Genomic DNA, 21,404 nt, shown 5'->3' with positions numbered 1-21,404 from the left:
AGTCTTTGTGGCTGGTATCCAGGTGTGTGGGTGGGTAGGGGAGCGTCGTATCACCAGGGAAGCGGCAGAGTGATCTAGCCGTGGAGGTGATACGAGTGAGAATGCAGGCATGAGTAGCGAATGAAGAGTGAGAAACTCTTCCGCCGGATGACCAAGGGTTCCAGGGCCAGGCTAATCCGCCCTGGGTGAGTCGGGGCCTAAGGCGAGGCCGAGAGGCGTAGTCGATGGATAACGGGTTGATATTCCCGTACCCGCGTAGGAACGCCCAAGACGAACCTTTCCATGCTAACTATCTAATGAGCCGGCGACCTTCGGGTTAAAGGTTTTGCGGCTAGGACCCTGGTTGGTAGTAGTTTAGCGATGGGGTGACGCAGGAAGGTAGCTGATCCCGGCCGGTGGTTGTGCCGGGGTAAGCGTGTAGCCCGCACCATAGGCAAATCCGTGGTGTATGAGGGTGAGACGTGATGCCGAGCCGTTCTGGTGAAGTCAGTGATCCTATGCTGCCGAGAAAAGCCTCTAGCGATGTTCCGAGCGGCCCGTACCCGAAACCGACACAGGTGGTCAGGTAGAGAATACCGAGGCGACGGGCGAACTGTGGTTAAGGAACTCGGCAAATTGCCCCCGTAACTTAGGGAGAAGGGGGGCCGGACACGTGAAGCTACTTGCTGGTGGAGCGTGGTATGGCCGCAGAGAGCAGGGGGAAGCGACTGTTTACTAAAAACACAGGTCCATGCCAAGTCGTAAGACGATGTATATGGACTGACGCCTGCCCGGTGCTGGAACGTTAAGGGGACCTGTTAGCCTTTCGGGGCGAGGCGGAGAACTTAAGCGCCAGTAAACGGCGGTGGTAACTATAACCATCCTAAGGTAGCGAAATTCCTTGTCGGGTAAGTTCCGACCTGCACGAATGGCGTAACGACTTCCCCACTGTCTCAACCACAGGCCCGGCGAAATTGCAGTACGAGTAAAGATGCTCGTTACGCGCGGCAGGACGGAAAGACCCCGGGACCTTTACTATAGCTTGACATTGGTATCCGAATTTAATTGTGTAGGATAGGTGGGAGCCGGTGAAGCTCGGACGCCAGTTCGGGTGGAGGCATTGTTGAAATACCACTCTGTTGGGTTTGGGTATCTAACTTGCGGCCCTGATCGGGTCGAGGGACAGTGTCTGGTGGGTAGTTTAACTGGGGCGGTTGCCTCCTAAAGGGTAACGGAGGCGCCCAAAGGTTCCCTCAGCCTGGTTGGCAATCAGGTGTTGAGTGTAAGTGCACAAGGGAGCTTGACTGTGAGACTGACGGGTCGAGCAGGGACGAAAGTCGGGACTAGTGATCCGGCACTTGCGTGTGGAAGCGGTGTCGCTCAACGGATAAAAGGTACCCCGGGGATAACAGGCTGATCTTCCCCAAGAGTCCATATCGACGGGATGGTTTGGCACCTCGATGTCGGCTCGTCGCATCCTGGGGCTGTAGCAGGTCCCAAGGGTTGGGCTGTTCGCCCATTAAAGCGGTACGCGAGCTGGGTTTAGAACGTCGTGAGACAGTTCGGTCCCTATCCGCCGTGCGCGTTGGATACTTGAGAAGGGCTGTCCCTAGTACGAGAGGACCGGGACGGACGAACCTCTGGTGTGCCAGTTGTCCCGCCAGGGGCACGGCTGGTTGGCTACGTTCGGAAGGGATAACCGCTGAAAGCATCTAAGCGGGAAGCCTGCTTCGAGATGAGGTATCCCACCCACTTGATGGGGTAAGGCTCCCGAGAGACTATCGGGTTGATAGGCCGGAGATGTAAGCACGGTAACGTGTTCAGTTGACCGGTACTAATAAGCCGAGGGCTTAACCACACCAAACTTGATGGTCTGCGTCCACTGTGTGATTCACAGCAAACGAACAACCACCCCCACGCACCTCGGGGTTGCTGGTTGTGCGTTGTGTTGGAAGATGTTTCGGTGGTTATAGCGGAGGGGAAACGCCCGGTCTCATTCCGAACCCGGAAGCTAAGCCCTCCAGCGCCGATGGTACTGCACTCGGGAGGGTGTGGGAGAGTAGGACACCGCCGGACTCAACGTGACAGTAGGCCCACCCCTTCACGGGGGTGGGCCTACTGCTATTTCCGGACCTTTTCACTCCTGTGGATAACCGCTCGGAATTGTCGTACCCGGCCGCTTGACTCGGCCCCGCCCAGAAGAGGGGCCGGGGTGGATTGTGGCCGTGCGAACGTAACGGTCTACGGTCGGCGATCGCTATGCGCGTTAGGCGCGCTGCGGCCTTGGGTGGCAGTTGGTCGCGTGCGGCAGCGGCGTAGCCGGGTTCGGGTGTTGTGCTTTTGGGGGCGGCGATCCGGCGTACCGAAAAGGGGTTAATTCCTTTTCTGGGTGGCGTCTCGGATGGTGCGCAGGAGTGGGGCTGCGGCGGATTCCGGCTGGCCGGGGAACATGGCCAGGGCCAGGGCGCCGTGGTCGGCCCAGCCGCAGACGGCCAGTGCACCGTCGTCCGACTGGGTGGTGCCGCACTTCATGGTGCCGCCCAGGGGGCCGGCGTCGATCTTGTGGAGGCCGGTGACCGCGCCCTGCTTGTCGGAGATCAGGTCGAAGGCGTTGCCGAGTTGGGTGTCGGGACTCCAGATGGTGGCGGTGCCGCCGAAGAAGAGGACGTTGTGGCCGGCGCTGTCGGCGTAAACGCCGCCTACGGTCTTATTGAGGTTGATCTCGGCGACCAGCGCGGTCTGGAGGTAGGCGGCAGTTTGCTGGCCGTTGTCGGAGGTGTCGAGGCGCAGCGGGCCGATCTGGTCGGGGGTGCTGAGGGTGGCGTCCTTCTGCGTGCCGATCTGCCAGCCGGCGTAGCCGAGCGTGCCCAGGCCGGCCAGAGCGATCACGAGCAGGGCCAGCAGGACGATGCGGCGAAGCGGGGAGCGGCGCTTGTCTTCCGGCTGCTCCGCGTCATCGCCGCCGTCGGGGGTGAGATCGAACGGCTCGCCGATCTCGATCGGCTTGGCTTCGTCGAACTGCTGGGGCGCTTCGGACATCGGACGAGCCTAGCAACGCTTATCCACAGGAGGAGGTGCGAATTCCCGCTTCGAACCCCACCTCCGTAGACTTGTCGAGTGACCGATGCAACCGAGACCCGCAGTGAACTCTCCGCCCAGTACCAGCCGGGCGAGGTAGAGCAGCGGCGGTATGAGACGTGGGTATCGGAGGGTTACTTCACGGCGGACCCGAAGAGTGACAAGCCCGCGTTCTCGATCGTCATCCCGCCGCCCAACGTGACCGGCCAGCTGCACGTCGGGCACGCCCTTGACCACACGATCCAGGACGCCCTGAGCCGCCGGAAGCGGATGCAGGGGTTCGAGGTGCTGTGGCTGCCGGGCATGGACCATGCCGGCATCGCCACGCAGAACGTGGTGGAGCGTCAGCTCGCTTCGCAGCGGCTGTCCCGCCACGATCTGGGCCGCGAGAAGTTCGTGGAGAAGGTCTGGGAGTGGAAGGCCGAGCTGGGTGGCGCCATCCTCGGGCAGATGCGTCGGCTGGGCGACTCCGTCGACTGGAGCCGTGAGCGGTTCACGATGGACGAGGGGCTGTCGCGCGCCGTCCAGACGATCTTCAAGCGGCTGTACGACGACGAGCTGATCTACCGGGCCAACCGCATCATCAACTGGTGCCCGCGCTGCCTGACCGCACTCAGCGACATCGAGGTCGAGCACACCGACGACGAGGGCGAGCTGGTCTCGATCCGCTACGGCGACGGGCCCGACGCGATCGTGGTCGCCACCACCCGGGCCGAGACGATGCTGGGCGACACCGCGGTGGCCGTGCACCCCGACGACGAGCGCTACAGGCACCTGATCGGCACCGAGGTCGAGCTGCCGCTGACCGGACGCCGCATCCCGATCGTGGCCGACGAGCACGTCGATCCGACGTTCGGCACGGGCGCGGTCAAGGTGACCCCGGCCCACGACCCCAGCGACTTCGAGATCGGTCAGCGGCACAACCTGCCCACGATCACGATGATGGACGAGCGTGCGGTGGTCACCGTGCCGGGCCCGTTCGAGGGTCTCGACCGTTACGAGGCCCGGCCGGCGGTCGTTGCTGCGCTGCGCGAGCAGGGCCGCACCGTCGCCGAGAAGCGGCCCTACATCCACTCGGTCGGCCACTGCTCGCGTTGCGGGACGACGGTCGAGCCGCGGCTGTCGCTGCAGTGGTTCGTCAAGACCGGCCCGCTGGCCCAGGCTGCCGGCGACGCGGTGCGCGACGGCCGGGTGGCGATCGAGCCGGCCGACCTGTCCAAGCGCTACTTCGCCTGGGTCGACAACATGCATGACTGGTGCATCTCGCGTCAGCTGTGGTGGGGCCATCGCATCCCGGTGTGGTACGGGCCGGACGGCGAAGTGGTCTGTGTCGGGCCGGACGAGCAGCCGCCCGCCGGCTTCCAGCAGGACGAGGACGTGCTGGACACCTGGTTCTCCTCGGCGCTGTGGCCGTTCTCGACCATGGGCTGGCCGTCCGACACCGCCGAGCTGGCCAAGTTCTATCCGACCAGCGTGCTCGTCACCGGCTACGACATCCTGTTCTTCTGGGTCGCCCGCATGATGATGTTCGGGCTCTACGCGATGGACGGCGTCCAGCCGTTCAACGTGATCAACCTGCACGGCATGGTGCGCGACGGCCACGGCAAGAAGATGTCGAAGTCATTCGGGAACGTGGTCGATCCGCTCGACTGGATCGATCGGTACGGCGCCGACGCCACGCGGTTCACGCTGGCCCGGGGCGCTAACCCGGGGTCGGACGTGCCGATCAGCGAAGAGTGGTGCCAGGGCTCGCGGAACTTCTGCAACAAGTTGTGGAATGCGACGCGGTTCGCGCTGATGAACGGTGCGGTCAGCACTGATCTTCCGGACCAGTCGGATCTCTCGGCTATCGACAAGTGGATCCTGTCGCGCCTGCAGCATGTGATCGGCGAGGTCGACGGCTATTTCGCGTCGTATGAATACGCGAAGGTCTGCGACGCTCTCTACCACTTCGCCTGGGACGACGTCTGCGACTGGTACCTCGAGCTGTCGAAGCCGGTCCTCTCGGCGGGCGGCGACACCACCCGGCGAGTGCTCGGGCACGTGCTCGACCAGCTGCTGCGCCTGCTCCACCCGGTGATGCCGTTCGTCACCGAGGAGCTGTGGATCGCGCTCACCGCCGGCGAGACGGTCATGAAGGCGTCCTGGCCGGCCGCCGACCCGACGCTGATCGACGACGGGGCCGAAGAGGAGATCGCGGCACTGCAGAAACTGGTCACCGAGGTCCGGCGGTTCCGCTCCGACCAGGGTCTCAAGCCGAGCCAGCGGGTCAGCGCGGCCCTCACCGGCCTGGGCAACGTCGGCATCGACACGCACGAGGCGCTGATCCGCTCGCTGGCCCGGCTCGACCCGCCGACCGCCGACTTCACCGCCACGGCGACGCTCGCGGTGACCGGCAGCATCACGGTCGACCTCGACACCCGCGGCACGATCGACGTGGCGGCCGAGCGGGCCCGCCTCGAGAAGGACCGGGCGGCGGCCGAGAAGGAAGCGGCGCAGACCCGGGCCAAGCTCGACAACGAATCCTTCGTCAGCAAGGCGCCCGAGCAGGTCGTCGCCAAGATGAAGGACCGCCTGGCGGCGGCCGAGTCCGACCTGGCGCGAATTGATGCGGCCCTTCAGGCGTTGACAACAGCATGAGTGAATACGACGAGGTGACAGCCGCGCTCGATCGGCGCGGCTTCACCCGCATGGTTTTCGACATGCAGAAGATCCGCGACCTGATGGACGTGCTGGGCAGTCCGCAGCGGGCCTACCCGGCGATCCACCTGACCGGCACCAACGGCAAGACCAGCACCGCCCGCATGATCGACGCGTTGCTGCGGGCCCACGGGCTGCACACCGGGCGATACACGAGCCCGCACCTCGAGACGGTGCGTGAACGCATCAGCCTCGACGGGGAGCCGATCTCCGAGGAGCAGATGGTCTCGGTCTACGAGGAAGTCGGGCCCCTCGCCGACTTGATCGACGGTCGCAATTCCGAACCGTTGACCTACTTCGACATGACGACGGCCATGGCCTACGCGGCATTCGCCGACGCGCCGGTCGACGTCGCGGTGGTCGAGGTCGGACTCGGCGGCGAGGAGGACGCCACCAACGTGATCGACGCCGGGGTGTGCGTGATGACGCCGATCGGGCTCGACCACACCGAGTGGCTCGGCGACACGATCGAGGACATCGCGTGGGCCAAGGCCGGCATCATCCACAAGGGCGCCACGGTGATCACCTCGCTGCAGACCGAGGAAGCCATGCGTCCGATCCTCGAACGTTGCGGCGAGATGGGGGCCACCCTCGCCCGCGAGGGCAGCGAGTTCGGGGTCGTCGACCGTACGCAGGCGGTCGGTGGCCAGGTGCTGGTGCTGCAAGGGCTGAGCGCACGCTACGACGAGGTGTTCCTGCCGCTCTTCGGCGCCCACCAGGCGCAGAACGCCGCCCTTGCGCTGGCCGCGGTCGAGGCCTTCCTGGGCGATCAGGTTCAGCTTGATCTCGTACGCGAGGGCTTCGCGCAGGTCGACTCCCCGGGCCGGCTCGAGCGGGTCCGCAGCGCGCCGACGATCCTGCTCGACGGCGCACACAACCCGCACGGGATGGCGGCGACGGTGGCCGCGCTGGAGGAAGAGTTCACCTTCCGGCACCTGGTCGCGGTCGTCGCGGTGATGGCCGACAAGGACGTGTCGGGCCTGCTCGACCTGCTCGAGCCGGTCGCCGCCCGCATCGTGGTGACGCAGAACAGCTCGCCCCGCTCGATGCCGGTCGACGAACTGGCGCAGGTGGCGACCGACATCTTCGGCGAGGACCGGGTGACGGTCACGCACAACATGCCGGACGCGATCGAGGAGGCGGTGGTCATCGCCGAGGAGGACGCGTCGGGCGAGTTGAGCGGGGTCGGCGTGCTGATCACCGGCTCGGTGGTGACGGTGGCCGACGCGCGGAGGCTGCTGAAGCGATGAGTACGCCCGAAGAGCCCGTTCCGTCGCCTTCGGCTGGTTCGGCTGGTGACATTCCGGACGGGTCGCAGGCGCCGCGGTCGGGGCTGCGAAATCCGGCCGGGGCGGTCCGGGGGCTCGGGGCGGCGACGCTCGGTCTTGAGGGAATCGTGCTTCTGCTGGCCATCCAGCCGATCAGGATCATGGGCGGCCATCTGAGCGGCTGGGGGATCGGCACGGTCATCGCGCTGGCCGTGCTGGCGTTCGCCCTGACCGGCATGATGCGCCGGCGGTGGGCGTGGGCCGCCGGCACTGTGCTGCAGGTGCTGCTACTGGCCAGCGGATACTTCCACTGGTCGCTGACCCTGGTCGGCGCGATCTTCGGGGCGGCCTGGGGTTACGCCCTGTACGTGCGGCGGTCCATCCTCGGCTGAGAAGCCCCGGCCGGTGGTGCGAGCCGGGGCCGGCGCGTCAGCGGATGGCGCGCCACTGGGTGATGGCGATGTTGTGGCCGTCCGGGTCGAGGAAGGTGGCCGACCAGAGCTCGAGCCGCTCGCCCCGGTTGACGGCCCGCGGAGCGTGCAGGAACTCGACGCCCTTCGAACGCAGCTCCTCGTATATGGCCTCCACGTCGCCCACCTCCAGATTGAGGTAGATCAGGTGGCCGGCCTCCGAAGAAAGCCCGTCGACGGTACGGAGGACCACGCGCGTGTCACCGGACGCCAGTACGGCGCTGCCCGTGCCGCTGTCGATCACGAAGAAGCCGAGCAGGTCGCGGTAGAACACGATCGACCGATCCAGATCGGTGACGAGGATCGTGATGCCGACGCCGTGGATCGCGCCGGACGGTCCCGGGCGGGCGCTCGGGTAGCCGGTGATCAGGTCGCCGGCGTGCTCGTCGGCCTCGGCGCCCTGGGTGAGGTCGGCCCACGGGCTCCCGTCCGGCCTCGAGGCCGCCGCGGCGCCGGCCCCTGCCGCGGCCGCGGCCGCGGAGGCCCCTCGGGGGGCGCCTTTGGACGCGTCGGCGTCGCCCGGACCAGCGGTGGCTTGCGGCGGCTCGGTAGATGCCGGAGGTTCTGGCTGGGGCGAGGGCAGCGGGATGGTGTCGGCCGATCCGGCCGGTTCGGCGGGCTGCGCTGGTTCGGCTGAGTGTGGGCGGTCTGGCTGGACCTGGGGCAGGGGGACGGTGTCGAACGGTGCGGTCTGCACAGGCGCGTCTCGCCCAGCCGGTTCGGGGGCCGGTTCTTCCCCGGTCGGTGTTGCGGCGGGTTCGAAGATCGGGCCGGTGGGGGCCGACCCTGGCGCGGCGATCGGTTCGTCGTCGGAAGCGTGCTCCTGAGCGGAGGTCGGCTCCTCTGTGGAGGCCTGCTGTTGGACGGGCATCGGCGCCGGTCTCGGGGTGGGCTCCGGCCTCGCGGGGGAATCCGGCTCGGGGGTGTACTGCGGGCTTGAGGTGGACTCCGGCCTGGGGGTGGACTCCGGGCTCGGGGTGGGCTGGTCGTGGGGGTGAGTGAGGCGTTTGACGGCTGCTACGGCGGCGCCGACTGCGGCGGCTGCGCCGGCTACGACCGCGCCTGCGCCGTGCCGGGGTGGCTCGCCTGCTGCGGGCTGGGCCTCGAATGACTCGGTGGGCACGGTGGATTCGTGGGCCGCGTTCGTGCTGAAGCGGGTGGAGGAGGTCGCAGAGGGCCGTCCGGGCCTTGCCCATGGGCTGCCGGAAGGGGTCGCCGATGGCGGGTTGTCCGCCGGATCCGTGGTCCCCGCTGAGGACGCGGACGGGTCATAGACGGTGGGAGCCGGAGGAGCGGCGGCGACGCCGGGTGACGGATGGTGTTCGGGGGTCGGCGGAACCGGCTGGGGGGCACGGCGGATCGGGTCGTCGGCCGGCGGGGGTGCGATCAGGTCTTCGGCTCGGGCCTCGGCGGCTTCAGGGGCGGACTCCGGCGGGAGGTCGGGGTCGCCGTCTAGAGGGAGGTCGATCTCGTCGTCGCGTACGGCGGAGGGGGGCGGCGCGGTCGGGCGCTGGGTGGTGGGTTCCGGCGCGGTCGGCCGTGAGGTCGTCGGCTGGGGCGCGGTGGGATAGGACGACGACGGCGCCGGGGTGGCCGCCACCCGGGTCGGCTGGGGGTGGGGTCGCGGAGCAGGACGGGACGCCGAGTCGGCTGCGTCTGTCTGCTCGGGCGCGGCTCCTGAGGCCTCGGGGGCCGAGCCGCTGCGCTGCGCTGGGGCCGCGCGACGGCCGGTGACATAGGCCGCGCCGGCGGCGGCTGCCGCGCCGGCGGTCTTGGCGAATCGGTGGCTCTCGCCGGTCTCGGACTGCTCGGCGCCGGCGTGCGGGGCGTGAGCATTCCGATCCCGCTCGGGCGCGCCCGCGTCGCGCTCGGCCTCGGGGGAGGCGGAACCGGCCTCGGGGGAGGCGGAACCGGCCTCGGGGGAGGCGGAACCGGCCCCGCGGTAGGCGGAACCGGCCTCGCGGTGGGCGGAGTCGGGCTCTTCGCTGCTTCGAGTGGCTTCGGCGGCGCTGGGCCGTGGAGCGGGCTGTGCCGGCTCGGCTCCGGCGGGCGCTGCGCTGCCATGGGCTGCCGTGGTGCGTCCGATGCCCTGCTGATCTGCGACATCTGCAGCGTTGGCGGCGTCGGTGATCAGGTCGTCAGCGGGGTGAGGCGAGCGCTGGGCGGGAGGGGGCCCAGAGGCGGTGAAAGCTTCACGGGTTTGGGTCGTGGTTGAGGAGTGGGACGCCGTACCCCCGGAAGACCCGGCGTAAGGGGCCGTCCTGGGAGCGGCGGTCGCGGTGGCCGTGCCCTGGTTTCGGGGATGAGGGCTGGGGCGGTGTCGGGGAGCGGCGGCACCCGCTGCGAAACCGGCTGCAGCGGCGGCTGCGGCTCCGCCGGAGGACGGGCCCGGCGCGGGTGAGCTCGGGGCGGTGGCGCCGGAGGCCGGGGCCGGACCGGATGACGCGGCAGAGGATGAGTAGGAGCCGCCCGAAGACGGCGCGGGACCTGCGGAAGCGGATGGGGACGAGACGCGTCCTGCCGACCCGGACCCGGAAGACGAGGCCGGGTCAGCTGAGGCCGACGGGGACGACGGTGCCGACGGGGAAGACGTCGGCGGGTCGGTGGAAGGTGAGGGGGAGTCTGCCGGGTCGGCTGAGGATGAGGCCGGGTCCGAGGGGAACGCAGTGGAGTAGGCCGGGTCCGGGTCGTCCGGGTCGTCGTCGGCGTCGGCCTGGTCTTCGCGGGCGGCTCGGCGGGGGAGGGGCCGGTCGGCGGCCGGGTCGACCAGTTCGCCTTCGACTATGCGGCCCTCGGGGGTGTCGCGGACCACGACCGTGTCGGTGGGGCGGTCCCAGCCGTCGGGGCGGGTCTGCCACGGGGGCGGGGCGACCTCGCCCAGCAGGTCGTCGTCGAGCTGGTCTTCCGGGTCGCCGAAGTCGACCGTCTCGTGGGTGGCCGCGGGTGGCGGCGGGTCTTCGCCGGTGCGGCGGGGGCCCGCCTCCTCCCAGTTGATTTTGACGCGGCGCATGTCGTCTACGTCGACCGTGATCGGCAGGGTGTCGCCGGTGACCGGCCACTTGGCGACCGGGACGCGCGGGTCGCGGATGGTGACCTCGGAGGTGGGCAGGCCGGGGGCGACGATGACGGCCTGGATCTCGGCGCGGCCGTAGACCGCGGACGACGAGGTGGGCGGCGGTGAGACGGCCTGGACGTCGGCGTTGCCGGCCACCCAGGCGCGGGCGCCCCGGCGGACCACGTTGACCATGCCGAGGGCGATCGACAGGGCGAGCAGCGCGATGCCGAAGACGACGACGGCCCAGCTCATCATGCCTATGCCGAAGACCGTCAAGAAGGCCGCGATCGTGCCCATGACCAATGCCACCAGCTTGCGCGCCGGGGCGATGGGACGGCCGGCCTGGTTCGCCACTGTGGACCTCCTGGTTGTTCCCGTCAGGTTATTGCCCGGTCGACTCTTCGCGAAAGTGCGGCAGTAAGTGCGCCGGTAAGAGCGGCAGTACGGGCGTTGGCGCTCGCCACTTTTCCGGTACCGATAGGCTGACTACCGCGTGTCACGCCTTCCTCAGGAGGATCTTTCCGTGTCCAGCTCCCCCGAGCGCTCCCTCGTGCTTCTCAAGCCGGATGCCGTCCGGCGCGGCCTGCTTGGCGAGATCCTGTCCCGGTTCGAGCGTAAAGGCCTGGTCGTCGAGGCGCTGGTGCTGCGCACGATGGACGCGGAACTGGCCGATCAGCACTACGCCGATCACGTCGAGAAGCCGTTCTATCCGCCGCTCAAGGAGTTCATGACGAGCGGGCCGCTGGCCGCTCTGGTGCTTTCCGGCGACGACGTGATCGAGGTGGTCCGGTCGATGATCGGGTCGACCGATGGGCGCAAGGCGGCGGCGGGCACGATCCGCGGCGACTTCTCGCTGTCCAACCGGGAAAACCTGGTGCACGCGTCCGACTCTCCGGAGAGCGCGAAGCGCGAGCTGGAACTGTGGTTCCCGGGCATGTGACCGACGCCCGTGGGCGCATCACCGCCGGCGACGGCGAGCAGGTCACGGTGGCGGTTACCCATACGGTGTGAGCGGCGACCCGACATGGGCAGGGACTTCCGGCGTACGGTCCGATAACCTCATGGCCGCCCCCACTATTTGCACTTCCTGTTCCGGAGGAACCCGCGTTGCCGCTGCTCTACTCGATCGGCAAGGTCACCGTCGGCCCTGCGCTGATGCTTGGCTGGCGGCCGCACGTCGAAGGACGCGAAAACATCCCCAAGACCGGCGGGCTGATCTTCGCCGGTAACCATCTGTCGGTCGCCGACGAGCTGTTCCTCGGCGCGTCCGTTCCCCGGCACATCGCCTTCTGGGCCAAGTCGGACTACTTCACCGGCTCCGGGTTCAACGGCTGGGTCAGCCGGACGGTGCTCAACGGGCTCGGCGCGATCCCGGTCAACCGCGGCGGGGGTCGGGCCGCGCTCACCGCGTTCGACGGCGCGATCCCGGTGCTTCGGGGCGGCGACTGCGTCGCCGTCTACCCCGAGGGCACTCGCTCTCCGGACGGACGGCTCTACCGGGGGCGTACGGGAGTGGCCCGTCTCGCGGTCGGCGCCGGCGTTCCGATCATTCCGGTCGGCACGATCGGCACCGAGCGGGTGCAGCCGATCGGCCAGCCCTATCCGATGCCGTTCCGCGGCAAGATCACGATCAAGTACGGCAAACCGATCGACACCACCGGCCGGGCCGACGACCGCACCTCGCTGCGGGCCCTCACCGACGAGGTGATGGCCGAGATCCAGAAGCTGACCGGCCAGGAATACGTCCCGCGTTATGCGCCGGCCAAGACCCCGCCGCCCCAGGACGCTTAGGGTTAGGCCATGGAAACGGTGACCTCGCGGGACGGCACGGCGATCGCGTTCCACCGCACCGGTGACGGCCCGGCGGTCGTGCTGGTCGCCGGGGCCCTGGGCACCCGCGGGAGCGGGCCGGGTGAGCTCGAGGTACTGCTCGCGGCGGCCGGGTTCACCGTGTTCGGCTACGACCGCCGGGGCCGGGGCGACAGCGGCAACACGCTGCCCTACGCGGTGGAGCGCGAGGTCGAAGATCTCGAGGCGGTGATCGGGGCGGCCGGTGGACGGGCGTGCGTCTTCGGCATGTCCTCGGGCGGCCAGCTGGCGTTGCGGTCGGCGCGGGTGCTGCCGCAGATCCACAAGCTCGCGGTCTATGAGCCGCCGATCATCGTCGACGACTCCCGGGAGCCGCTGCCGCCCGACTATGTGGAGCGCCTCGACGGGGCCTCGCCGGGCGAGGCGCTGACCATCTTCATGACCGACGCGATCGGGTTGCCCGGTCCGATCCTCGATCAGATGCGTGGCGGCCCGATCTGGCCGGCGCTCGAGGGGGTCGCGCACACGCTGGCCTATGACGGCCGGGTGGTCGGCGACAGCATGTCGGGTCATCCGCTGGGCGCCGAGTGGGGCGAGGTCGCCGCGCCGGTGCTGGTGCTGACCGGCGGTGCGAGCGAGCGGTTCATGCGCGACGGCGCTGATGCGCTGGCCGCGGTGCTGCCCAACGCGTCGTGTGAAGTGATCGACGGCCAGGACCACAACGTCGACCCGAAGATGCTCGCGCCGCTGCTGATCGACTTCTACCGGGGTTAGGGCGCTATCGAACCGCGGGCCTTCTCCTGATCGACGAGCGCGTCGAGGTCGGTCAGCCGATGCAGGCCTTGCATCGGCTGCCGCATCCGGTGGTTTCCGGAAAACTCCGTTTCGTTGCGGGCGAGGAACGACCAGTACCCGGCGGTGTAGGGGCAGGCGTGGTCGCCGACCCGCTGCTTCGGGTCGTAGCGGCAGCCCCCGCAGTAGTCGCTCATCCGGTTGATGTAGGCGCCACCGGCCGCGTACGGGCCTCGCGTGCCCCTTCCGGTACGCGTCCTCCGCCCGTTCCACCACCTCGAGCGGATCGAGCAGCCCCAGGTTGAGCGAGGCGCTGAGCATGCTGTGGGCGAGGATCGGGTCGCCGGCCAGCATGGCGTCCTCGTGCGGGCCGAAGGCGGGCAGCCGATGCTCGACGAAGTGCCGCAGCCGGGCCAGCGCCTCTTTCCGGGTCGCCGGGAACAGTCGCGGGCCGTCCCGGCCGACGAACTCGATGCCGTCCTCGCGCTCCCAGCGGTCGAGGTCGTGGCGTACTTCTTCGTCGATCTCGTCCTCGACGACGGCCGGCGGCGCCGGCACGTCCAGGCGCTCGACCCCGCGGGGCGGCGGCTCCCGGTTGTCCGCGTCCAGGTTCCATCGGCCTCCGGCCGGCTCGGCGCCGTCCATGAGGATGCCGTGCCGCCGCCGCGCGTCCCGGTAGAAGTCCTCCATCCGCAGGCCGCGGCGTCCGTCGGCCCAGGCGACGAAGTCGGCCGGTGAAGTGACGAAACCCCGCGGCGGCAGGACTTCGACGCCGGGCAGGCGCCGGACCAGGCCGCGAGCGGCCCGGGAGGTCAGGTGGGTCACGGTCACCGGTCCGGTGACGCGTGGGTCGGTGAGACCTTCGGCGTACGTCTCGGAGCGCACCAACCGCACGTTGTCGTCGCCGGCCCGGTGCCGCAGGGCGGAGACGATGAGGTGCGCCTTCTGCCGGTGGAATGCGCGCCGCCGGAACACGGCCTTCGACTCGATCAGCAGCGCGGGTTGGCCGGGTTGGTCGAGGAAGTGCGGGCCGAGCTGATCCGCGAAAAGTCACCGGGTCACAACTTGGGGATACCCCCGGACGGTTTCGCTATCCCCGGGGACAGCACGGCGCTGCGCAGCTGTTCGACCAGTTGGGCGCTCTCGTCGAGCGAGCGCCGGGTCAACAGTACGGTCGCCAGGCTGCCGTGGTCGGCCCACGCGCAGACGACGACCGTCTTGCCGTCCGAGTGTCCCACCCCGCACTCCTCGTGCACGCCGAAGGCGCCGGTGTCGAACGACTGCACGCCGGTGAGGCTGAACTCGTCGCTCAGGCGGTCGAGTTCGCCCCGCACGTCGTGGCCGGGGTCGAGCCGCCAGCCGGTGACGCCGAAGACGGTGACCCGCTTCCCGTCCCCGTCGCCGTAGATGCCGGCGAACGTGTCGTCGGCGTTGCCGCCGGCGTCCCGCAGTTCCTGGGCCAGCCGCGCGGCGGCCTGCCTGCTGTTGTCGTCGTTGCGCTTGTTGAGGTCGAGGAACGAGTCGGGCAGCACGGCGTTGACCGGGTACTGCCGGGCGGCCGGGAAGTTGAGGTAGGCGAGCGGGAGTCCGCAGCAGCAGAGCAGCCCGAACAGGCTGAACAGGCCGAACCGCCGGCCCCAGCGGCGCCGGCGGCGTCGCGGGGGAGGCAGTGGGCGCTGCGGCGGCCGCTGGATCCACGGCGGCGCGGGAGGCAGCGGCTTGCTCTGCTCGCCCGCGGTCGGGGGCCGCCGGACCCGGTTGACCGGCTGAGCCGGTTGCTCCGCCTGCTTGGGCTTGCGCCCCCACCGGCTCTTCTTCTTCGGCGCCGCCGGGGGTGCGGGTCGCTGAGCCGGCGGCGGGCCGGCCGGTGCCGGCGCCGCCGGAGGCATCGATGCGGCCGGTGGCTGCGCGGCCGGAGGCGATGCGGCCGGTGGTGATGCGGCTGGAGGCGGCGCGGCCGGTGACGATGCGGCCGGTGGCTGTGCGGCCGGTGGCTGTGCGGCGGCCGGCGGTCCGTCGAGCCGGGTCGGGGCCGGCCGGTCCCATCGGGTCGGGGGCAGCGGCGCTGCCGGTGGGGTCTCGCCCAGCGGGTAGGGATCCCACGGCGTGTCCTGGTCGGCCCACGGGTCGACCGGTGGCATCGACGCCCAGTCGTACGGATCCACCGCGGTCGGGTCGTGTTCGTCCGAGGGCGGCTCGGGGGAGGCCGCGGCGGTGTTTTCGCGGGCGAGCCGCGCGGCCCGCCGCGAGTTGCGGGACCTGCTCGGGGCCGCCTGCGGCACCGCCGCCGATCCGCTCCAGCGCGCCGGCGCGTCCGCGGTCGAGGGCTCGCCCGCGGCGGCCCGGGTCTCGTCCGGTTGCCCCGCCGCCGGCTTTTCGTCGCCCGGCTGCTGGTCGGCCATCCGTCGATCTCCTTAGCTGTCCCGGGTGAGGGCGTCTACGGCCAGGTTAGAGCGGGTGTGCCAGCCGTTGCCGGTCCGGCCGGACCGGGCGGCGGATCCAGATGCCGGACACCATGGGCGATGTGTAAGACGCTGTGGAGCCGTATGGTTACCCGGACATGAGAACGACACAGAGAAATGCCGTCACGTTGACCGGGAATCCACTCGGCCAGCCGATGGTGTTCGCTCACGGTTATGGCTGCGACCAGAACATGTGGCGTTTCGTGGCCCCGGCCTTCGCGGACAGCCATCGGCTCGTGCTCTTCGACCACGTCGGCAACGGCAGGTCCGACTTGTCAGCCTACGACGAGGACCGGCATTCCACTCTCCACGGCTACGTCGACGACGTGCTCGACATCCTCCACGAGCATGATCTGCACGACGTGATCTTCGTCGGCCACTCGGTCAGTGCCATGATCGGCGTGATGGCGGCCAACCGGGAGCCCGAGCGGTTCGCCAAGCTGGTGCTCATCGGGCCGTCGCCGCGCTACATGAACGACCCGGCCGACGGCTATGTCGGCGGCTTCGGGCGCACCGACCTCGACGCGCTGCTCGACGCACTGGACAGCAACTACCTCGGCTGGTCGAGCCAGATGGCCCCGGTGATCATGGGTAACCCGGAGCGTCCGGAGCTGGGCGCGGAGCTGACCAACAGCTTCTGCCGCACCGATCCCGAGATCTCCAAGAAGTTCGCGCGGGTCACGTTCCTCTCCGACAACCGCGACGATCTGCTCCGGCTGCGCGTCCCGGCGCTGATCCTGCAGTGCTCCGACGACGTGATCGCCCCCGGCTTCGTCGGCGACTACGTGCACAAACACACCCCGGGGAGCACCCTCGTGCAGCTGAACGCAACCGGGCACTGCCCCAACCTCAGCGCGCCCGAGGAGACCGTCGACGCCATCAAGGCCTGGCTCTAGAAGCGAATCGAATCGGATCGGACCGTGAGTGACTCTGGTGGGCCGGACGTGACTCAGGAGCTACGTCTGCCCTGGGACGACGATCCTGACGACCTGTACGAGCACGCGCCGTGCGGCTACCTCACCACCCTGCCCGACGGGACGATCGTCAAGGTCAATCAGACCTTCCTGAGCTGGACCGGTTATGCCCGCAACGAGCTGATCGGCCGCCGCCGCTTCCGTGACCTGCTCAGCTCGGGCGGCCAGCTGTTCCACGAGACCCACTACGCGCCGTTGCTGAGCATGCAGGACGACGTGCACGAGATCGCGTTCGACATGGTCTGCGCCGACGGTCGCGAGCTGCCCACCCTGGTCAACTCGCGGCTCGGGCGCAATGAGTCCGGGCACCCGCGGACGATCCGCACCACGGTGTTCAACGCGACCGACCGCCGCGGCTACGAAAACGAACTGCTCAAGGCCCGGCGCGCGGCCGAGGAATCGGAACAGCGCATCCGCGTACTGCAGCAGATAGTGGCCGACCTGGCCGCCGCACCGACCGAGGCCGAGGTGGCCGAGGCTGTCCTGCGGGCGCCCGAGCCCGCCTTCGGGGCCGCCAGCGCCAGCATCTATCTGATCGACGGCGACCAGGATCAGATCATGGCGGTTGCCTCGACCGACCCGACGACCGGCAACTGGACCGACATGCCCCGGTCCTCGTCGCGCGCGGTGGCCCGGGTGGCCGAGCGCGGCGACCTGCACGTCGTGGCCTCGCTGACCGAGGCCAAGGAGCACTTCCCCGATCTGGCCGAGACGATGCTCCGGTCCGGCCGCAACACGGTCGTGCTGCTGCCGCTGACCACCGGCCCGGCCGACGAGCACGGCATGGCTGAGACGCTGGGCGTGCTGGCGTTCAGCTTCACCGAGGAGCGCCGCCTGACCGACAGCGAACTGCGCGTGGTGCGGCTCCTCGGCCAGCAGGCCGGCCAGGCGCTCGACCGGGCGCGGCTCTACGACGAGGCGCGCAGCCGCGAGGAGCGCATCACCTTCCTGGCCGAGACCACCCGGGTGCTCGACGAGAAGCACCGGCTGCTGCCGCGGGCCCGCCGGCTGGTCGAGCGGCTGGTACCCGCGATCGCCGACTGGGCCGACGTGCGGCTGCAGGTCAACACCCAGGTCGTGAAGGAGGACGCGGGCGGCCCGGCACCCGACGCGGACCTGCTCGCCGAACGGATCGCCGCGGTGGCGGCCAGTGGCGCGGCCGCCTTCGAGTACGACGGCGACGAGCTCGGCTGCATCGTGCTGCCGCTGACCGCACGGGGCCGGGTGCTCGGCACGCTCGCGCTGCGCCCGACCGAACCCCGCCCGGGCGACTCGACCGAGGAGATCTTCCTCATCGACCTGGCCGACCGGGCCGGCCTGGCCCTCGAAAATGCCCGGCTCTACGAGCAGGAGAGGCAGATCGCCCGCACGCTCCAGCGCAGCCTGCTCGCCAGCGACCTGCCGCGCGGCGACTCCCGGTTCGCGGTCGAGACCCACTATCAGGCCGCGGCGCAGGATCTCGAGGTCGGCGGCGACTGGTTCGACGCCTTCCTGATCACCGTCGACAAGCTGGCCATCGTGGTCGGCGACGTCGTCGGCCGGGGCATCGAGGCGGCCACCACGATGGGCCAGCTGCGCAGCGCGGTCCGCGCTCTGGCCTCCGCGTTCGAGGGGCCGGCCCGGCTGATCGAGGGCCTCGACCGGTTCGTCGAGCGGGTCGAGGCGGCCCGGATGGCCACGGTCGCCTACGCCGAGGTCGACCTGACCACCGGCGACCTGACGTACTCGTGCGCCGGCCATCTGCCGCCGCTGCTGCACGAGCCGACCGGCGGCCCCGACTACCTGATGCACGGCCGGTCGGCGCCGCTCGGCTCCCGGGCCGGCGACACCAAACGCATCGAGCATCGGCAGCGCCTGCGGGCCGGCAGCCGCCTCCTGCTCTACACCGACGGGCTGATCGAGCGGCGTACCCGGCCGATCGACAAGGGCTTCGAGGTGCTGGCCCGCGAGTTCTCCCGCCGCCGGGACGCGCCCCTGCAGGGCCTGACCGCAGGGCTGGCCGACACCCTGATCGGGCGCGATCATGCCGACGACGTCTGCCTGCTCTGCCTGACCCTGGGCACCGAGGAGCGCATCGAACGGTCGATCGGCGCCGACCGGGTGCAGATCGCGCTGCTCCGGGCCGACCTGCGGAGCTGGCTGGACGCGCACGAGGTCGACCCGGTCTGCCGCGACGCGGTGCTGCTCGCCTGTTCCGAGGCGGTCGCCAACGCGATCGAGCACGGCTACCGCGACGACCCGTTCGGCATGATCGACGTGACCGCGACGGTGACCACCGACGCGGTCGAGGTGCGGGTCAGCGACCAGGGAACCTGGCAGGGTCCGGTGGCGGACGTGTCCCGCGGGCGGGGCCTGCAGATCATCCGGCAGTCGATGGACCAGGTCATGTTCGACCGCAGCGACGGCACCACCGTGACCATGCGGCGTAAGCGGGAGGACGCTTGATGACCACGGCGACGGACCAGTGGGTAACCTTTTCCCGCCTCGGCCCGGCCGAACTGGTCCGCCTCACCGGCGAGATCGACCTGGCCAACGCGCACGACATCGGGCGGGCGATCGCCCGGCACACCTCGGCCGCCGGCGCGGTGCTGATCGACCTGACCCGGGTCTCGTTCCTGGACAGCGCCGGGGTGCGGCTGCTCGACGCGCTGGCGGGCGACATGAGCGACAGCGGCATCCCGTTCCGATTGGTCGTGGGGGAGCGTGGGGCGGCCCGGATGACGCTCACGTTGTGCGCGTTTCGCGATGATTTGCTGGCCACCGACCTCGACCGGGCCGCGGCCGAGCTGGAGAGGTAACCCGCGTACGCTGGACTCCCATGAGCGTGAGTTCCGTCTTCCCGCAGCTCGAGCAGCTGCTGCCGAGGGTCAGTAAGCCCATCCAATACGTGGGTGGCGAGCTGGGCGCCGTCGTCAAGGACTGGGACGCTGCTTCCGTTCGCTGGGCTCTGATGTACCCGGATGCCTACGAGGTCGGCCTGCCGAACCAGGGCGTCCAGATCCTCTACGAGGTTCTCAACGAGCAGCCGGACGTGCTCGCCGAGCGGACGTACGCGGTGTGGCCCGACCTCGAGCAGTTGATGCGCGAGCACGGCGTCCCGCAGTTCACCGTCGACGCGCACCGCCCGGTGCGGGCGTTCGACGTGCTCGGCGTCTCGTTCTCCACCGAGCTGGGCTACACCAATCTGTTCACCGCCCTCGACCTGGCCGGCATCCCGATCGAGGCGGCCGACCGCACGGTCGACGACCCGATCGTCCTCGCCGGCGGGCACGCCAGCTTCAACCCGGAGCCGATCGCCGACTTCATCGACGCCGCCGTGCTCGGCGACGGCGAAGAGGCGGTGCTGGAGATCTCCGGCATCATCCGGGAGTGGAAGGCCGAGGGCTCCCCGGGCGGCCGCGACGAGCTGCTGCTGCGCCTGGCCCGCACCGAGAGCATCTACGTCCCGCGCTTCTACGACGTCGACTACCTGCCGGACGGCCGCATCCAGCGCGTCGTGCCCAACCGTCCCGACGTGCCGTTCCGGGTCGCCAAGCGCACGACGATGGACCTCGACGCCTGGCCGTACCCGAAGAAGCCGCTGGTTCCGCTGGCCGAGACGGTCCACGAGCGGTACGCGGTGGAGATCTTCCGCGGCTGCACCCGGGGCTGCCGCTTCTGCCAGGCCGGCATGATCACCCGCCCGGTCCGCGAGCGGTCGATCACCACCGTCGGTCAGATGGTGAGGGAGGGGCTGGAGTTCTCCGGCTTCTCCGAGGTCGGCCTGCTCTCGCTCTCCAGCGCCGACCACTCCGAGATCGGCGACATGTGCTCCGGCCTGGCCGAGCAGTACTCGGGCACGAACGTGTCGCTGTCGCTGCCGTCGACCCGGGTCGACGCGTTCAACATCGACCTGGCCCAGGAGCTGTCGAAGAACGGGCGCCGCACCGGCCTGACCTTCGCTCCCGAGGGCGGCTCGGAGCGCATCCGCAAGGTCATCAACAAGATGGTGACCGAGGAAGACCTGATCCGCACGGTGGTCACGGCCTACACCAACGGCTGGCGGCAGGTGAAGCTCTACTTCATGTGCGGTCTGCCGACCGAGACCGACGAGGACGTGCTCCAGATCGGCCGGATGGCCCACGAGGTGATCAAGGCCGGTCGTGCCGCCGCCGGCACGAAGGACATTCGCTGCACGGTGTCGATCGGCGGGTTCGTGCCCAAGCCGCACACCCCGTTCCAGTGGGCCGCGATGGCGCGTCCCGAGGTCATCGACGCTCGGCTCCAGATGCTCAAGCAGGAGATCAACTCCGATCGTTCGCTGGGCCGGGCGATCGGCTATCGCTACCACGACGGTGAGCCGTCGCTGATCGAAGGACTCCTTTCCCGGGGCGATCGTCGCGTCGGGGCGGTAATCCGGCGTGTCTGGGACAAAGGCGGACGTTTCGACGGCTGGAGCGAGCATTTCTCGTACTCCCGCTGGGTCGAGGCGGCGGCCGAGGTCCTGCCGGGCTACGGCGTCGACCTCGACTGGTTCACCACCCGCGAGCGCGACCAGGCCGAAGTGCTCCCGTGGGACCACCTCGACTCCGGCCTCGACAAGGACTGGCTCTGGCAGGACTGGCAGGACTCCGTGAGCGAGTACGAGCAGGACGACTGCCGCTGGACCCCGTGCTTCGACTGCGGCGTCTGCCCGTCGATGGACACCGAGATCCAGATCGGGCCGACCGGCAAGAAGCTTCTTCCCCTGACCCCGGTAAACACCCATCCAACCACCCCGGCCGCCGCCCCTGACCCGACCAAAGGCCCTCTATCCGGGGTCCCCGCTTAGGAGAAAG

General features: G+C 69.4%; 14 protein-coding genes, 2 rRNA genes and 1 pseudogene. 12 read left to right on the top strand and 5 right to left on the bottom strand.

What is annotated here, in order from left to right; all coding sequences use genetic code 11:
- A 23S ribosomal RNA gene (locus tag ACIA5C_RS30105) occupies positions 1-1,837 on the top strand; the annotation flags it as partial.
- 101 nt (positions 1,838-1,938) lie between these two features.
- Positions 1,939-2,055, top strand: a 5S ribosomal RNA gene (gene rrf / locus ACIA5C_RS30100).
- A 297-nt stretch (positions 2,056-2,352) separates the two neighbouring features.
- Here rrf and ACIA5C_RS30095 read toward each other — a convergent pair.
- Entirely contained in the window at positions 2,353-3,018 is a 666-nt protein-coding gene (locus tag ACIA5C_RS30095) for a hypothetical protein (protein WP_396060598.1), read from the bottom strand.
- A gap of 78 nt (positions 3,019-3,096) precedes the next feature.
- Here ACIA5C_RS30095 and ACIA5C_RS30090 point away from each other — a divergent pair, with 78 nt between their 5' ends.
- From ACIA5C_RS30090 to ACIA5C_RS30080, 3 genes are read left to right on the top strand one after another with little or no spacing between them, the layout of a single operon-like run.
- Positions 3,097-5,697 carry a valine--tRNA ligase gene (locus ACIA5C_RS30090; protein WP_396060596.1) on the top strand — a complete coding sequence of 867 codons (2,601 nt, stop codon included), beginning with the start codon at positions 3,097-3,099 and terminating at the stop codon, positions 5,695-5,697.
- Positions 5,694-7,007, top strand: coding sequence for a bifunctional folylpolyglutamate synthase/dihydrofolate synthase (locus ACIA5C_RS30085; RefSeq protein ID WP_396060593.1), 1,314 nt, complete (start codon positions 5,694-5,696; stop codon positions 7,005-7,007). Before ACIA5C_RS30090 ends, ACIA5C_RS30085 begins: the two co-directional genes overlap by 4 nt.
- Entirely contained in the window at positions 7,004-7,417 is a 414-nt protein-coding gene (locus tag ACIA5C_RS30080) for a DUF4233 domain-containing protein (RefSeq protein WP_396060591.1), read from the top strand. The genes ACIA5C_RS30085 and ACIA5C_RS30080 overlap by 4 nt, the downstream gene beginning before the upstream one ends.
- Before the next feature lie 37 nt (positions 7,418-7,454).
- Here the strand turns inward: ACIA5C_RS30080 and ACIA5C_RS30075 are convergent, their stop codons facing one another.
- Positions 7,455-10,904: a VOC family protein gene (locus ACIA5C_RS30075; RefSeq protein WP_396060588.1), complete on the bottom strand. Its 3,450-nt coding sequence runs from the start codon at positions 10,902-10,904 to the stop codon at positions 7,455-7,457.
- Positions 10,905-11,073: 169 nt separating this feature from the next.
- On the opposite strand from ACIA5C_RS30075, the gene ndk reads away from it, so the two are divergent.
- From ndk to ACIA5C_RS30060, 3 genes are all read left to right on the top strand, one after another.
- On the top strand, positions 11,074-11,490 hold the full coding sequence (gene ndk / locus ACIA5C_RS30070; RefSeq protein ID WP_396060586.1) for a nucleoside-diphosphate kinase: 417 nt from the start codon (positions 11,074-11,076) through the stop codon (positions 11,488-11,490).
- A gap of 167 nt (positions 11,491-11,657) precedes the next feature.
- Complete coding sequence (locus ACIA5C_RS30065) at positions 11,658-12,341, top strand: lysophospholipid acyltransferase family protein (protein ID WP_396060583.1); 684 nt, start codon at positions 11,658-11,660, stop codon at positions 12,339-12,341.
- A 9-nt stretch (positions 12,342-12,350) separates the two neighbouring features.
- Entirely contained in the window at positions 12,351-13,133 is a 783-nt protein-coding gene (locus tag ACIA5C_RS30060) for an alpha/beta fold hydrolase (RefSeq protein WP_396060580.1), read from the top strand.
- On the opposite strand, the gene ACIA5C_RS30055 is transcribed toward ACIA5C_RS30060, so the two are convergent.
- From ACIA5C_RS30055 to ACIA5C_RS30045, 3 genes and pseudogenes are all read right to left on the bottom strand, one after another.
- A complete protein-coding gene (locus ACIA5C_RS30055; RefSeq protein ID WP_396060576.1) occupies positions 13,130-13,348 on the bottom strand; it encodes a hypothetical protein in 219 nt (72 codons plus the stop codon). The two genes, ACIA5C_RS30060 and ACIA5C_RS30055, sit on opposite strands and share 4 nt — an antisense overlap.
- A 355-nt stretch (positions 13,349-13,703) precedes the next feature.
- A pseudogene (locus tag ACIA5C_RS30050) lies at positions 13,704-13,976 on the bottom strand (cryptochrome/photolyase family protein); the annotation flags it as partial.
- Positions 13,977-14,209: 233 nt separating this feature from the next.
- Positions 14,210-15,553, bottom strand: coding sequence for a hypothetical protein (locus ACIA5C_RS30045; RefSeq protein ID WP_396060572.1), 1,344 nt, complete (start codon positions 15,551-15,553; stop codon positions 14,210-14,212).
- A 158-nt stretch (positions 15,554-15,711) separates the two neighbouring features.
- Here ACIA5C_RS30045 and ACIA5C_RS30040 point away from each other — a divergent pair, with 158 nt between their 5' ends.
- The 4 genes from ACIA5C_RS30040 to ACIA5C_RS30025 are packed head-to-tail and all read left to right on the top strand — an operon-like array spanning position 15,712 to position 21,397.
- Complete coding sequence (locus ACIA5C_RS30040) at positions 15,712-16,509, top strand: alpha/beta fold hydrolase (protein ID WP_396060569.1); 798 nt, start codon at positions 15,712-15,714, stop codon at positions 16,507-16,509.
- Positions 16,510-16,533: 24 nt separating this feature from the next.
- Positions 16,534-19,032, top strand: coding sequence for a SpoIIE family protein phosphatase (locus tag ACIA5C_RS30035; RefSeq protein ID WP_396060566.1), 2,499 nt, complete (start codon positions 16,534-16,536; stop codon positions 19,030-19,032).
- Positions 19,032-19,385 (top strand): STAS domain-containing protein, encoded by a 354-nt coding sequence (locus tag ACIA5C_RS30030; RefSeq protein WP_396060563.1) that lies wholly within the window; start codon positions 19,032-19,034, stop codon positions 19,383-19,385. The genes ACIA5C_RS30035 and ACIA5C_RS30030 overlap by 1 nt, the downstream gene beginning before the upstream one ends.
- A 20-nt stretch (positions 19,386-19,405) precedes the next feature.
- On the top strand, positions 19,406-21,397 hold the full coding sequence (locus ACIA5C_RS30025) for a TIGR03960 family B12-binding radical SAM protein (protein ID WP_396060559.1): 1,992 nt from the start codon (positions 19,406-19,408) through the stop codon (positions 21,395-21,397).
- Positions 21,398-21,404: the final 7 nt, after the last annotated feature.

The organism is Actinoplanes sp. NPDC051343, assembly GCF_044455125.1.
Classification (GTDB): domain Bacteria; phylum Actinomycetota; class Actinomycetes; order Mycobacteriales; family Micromonosporaceae; genus Actinoplanes.
The sequence above is the reverse complement of the archived record's forward strand: the minus strand, read 5'-3'. Positions and strand labels throughout refer to the sequence as shown.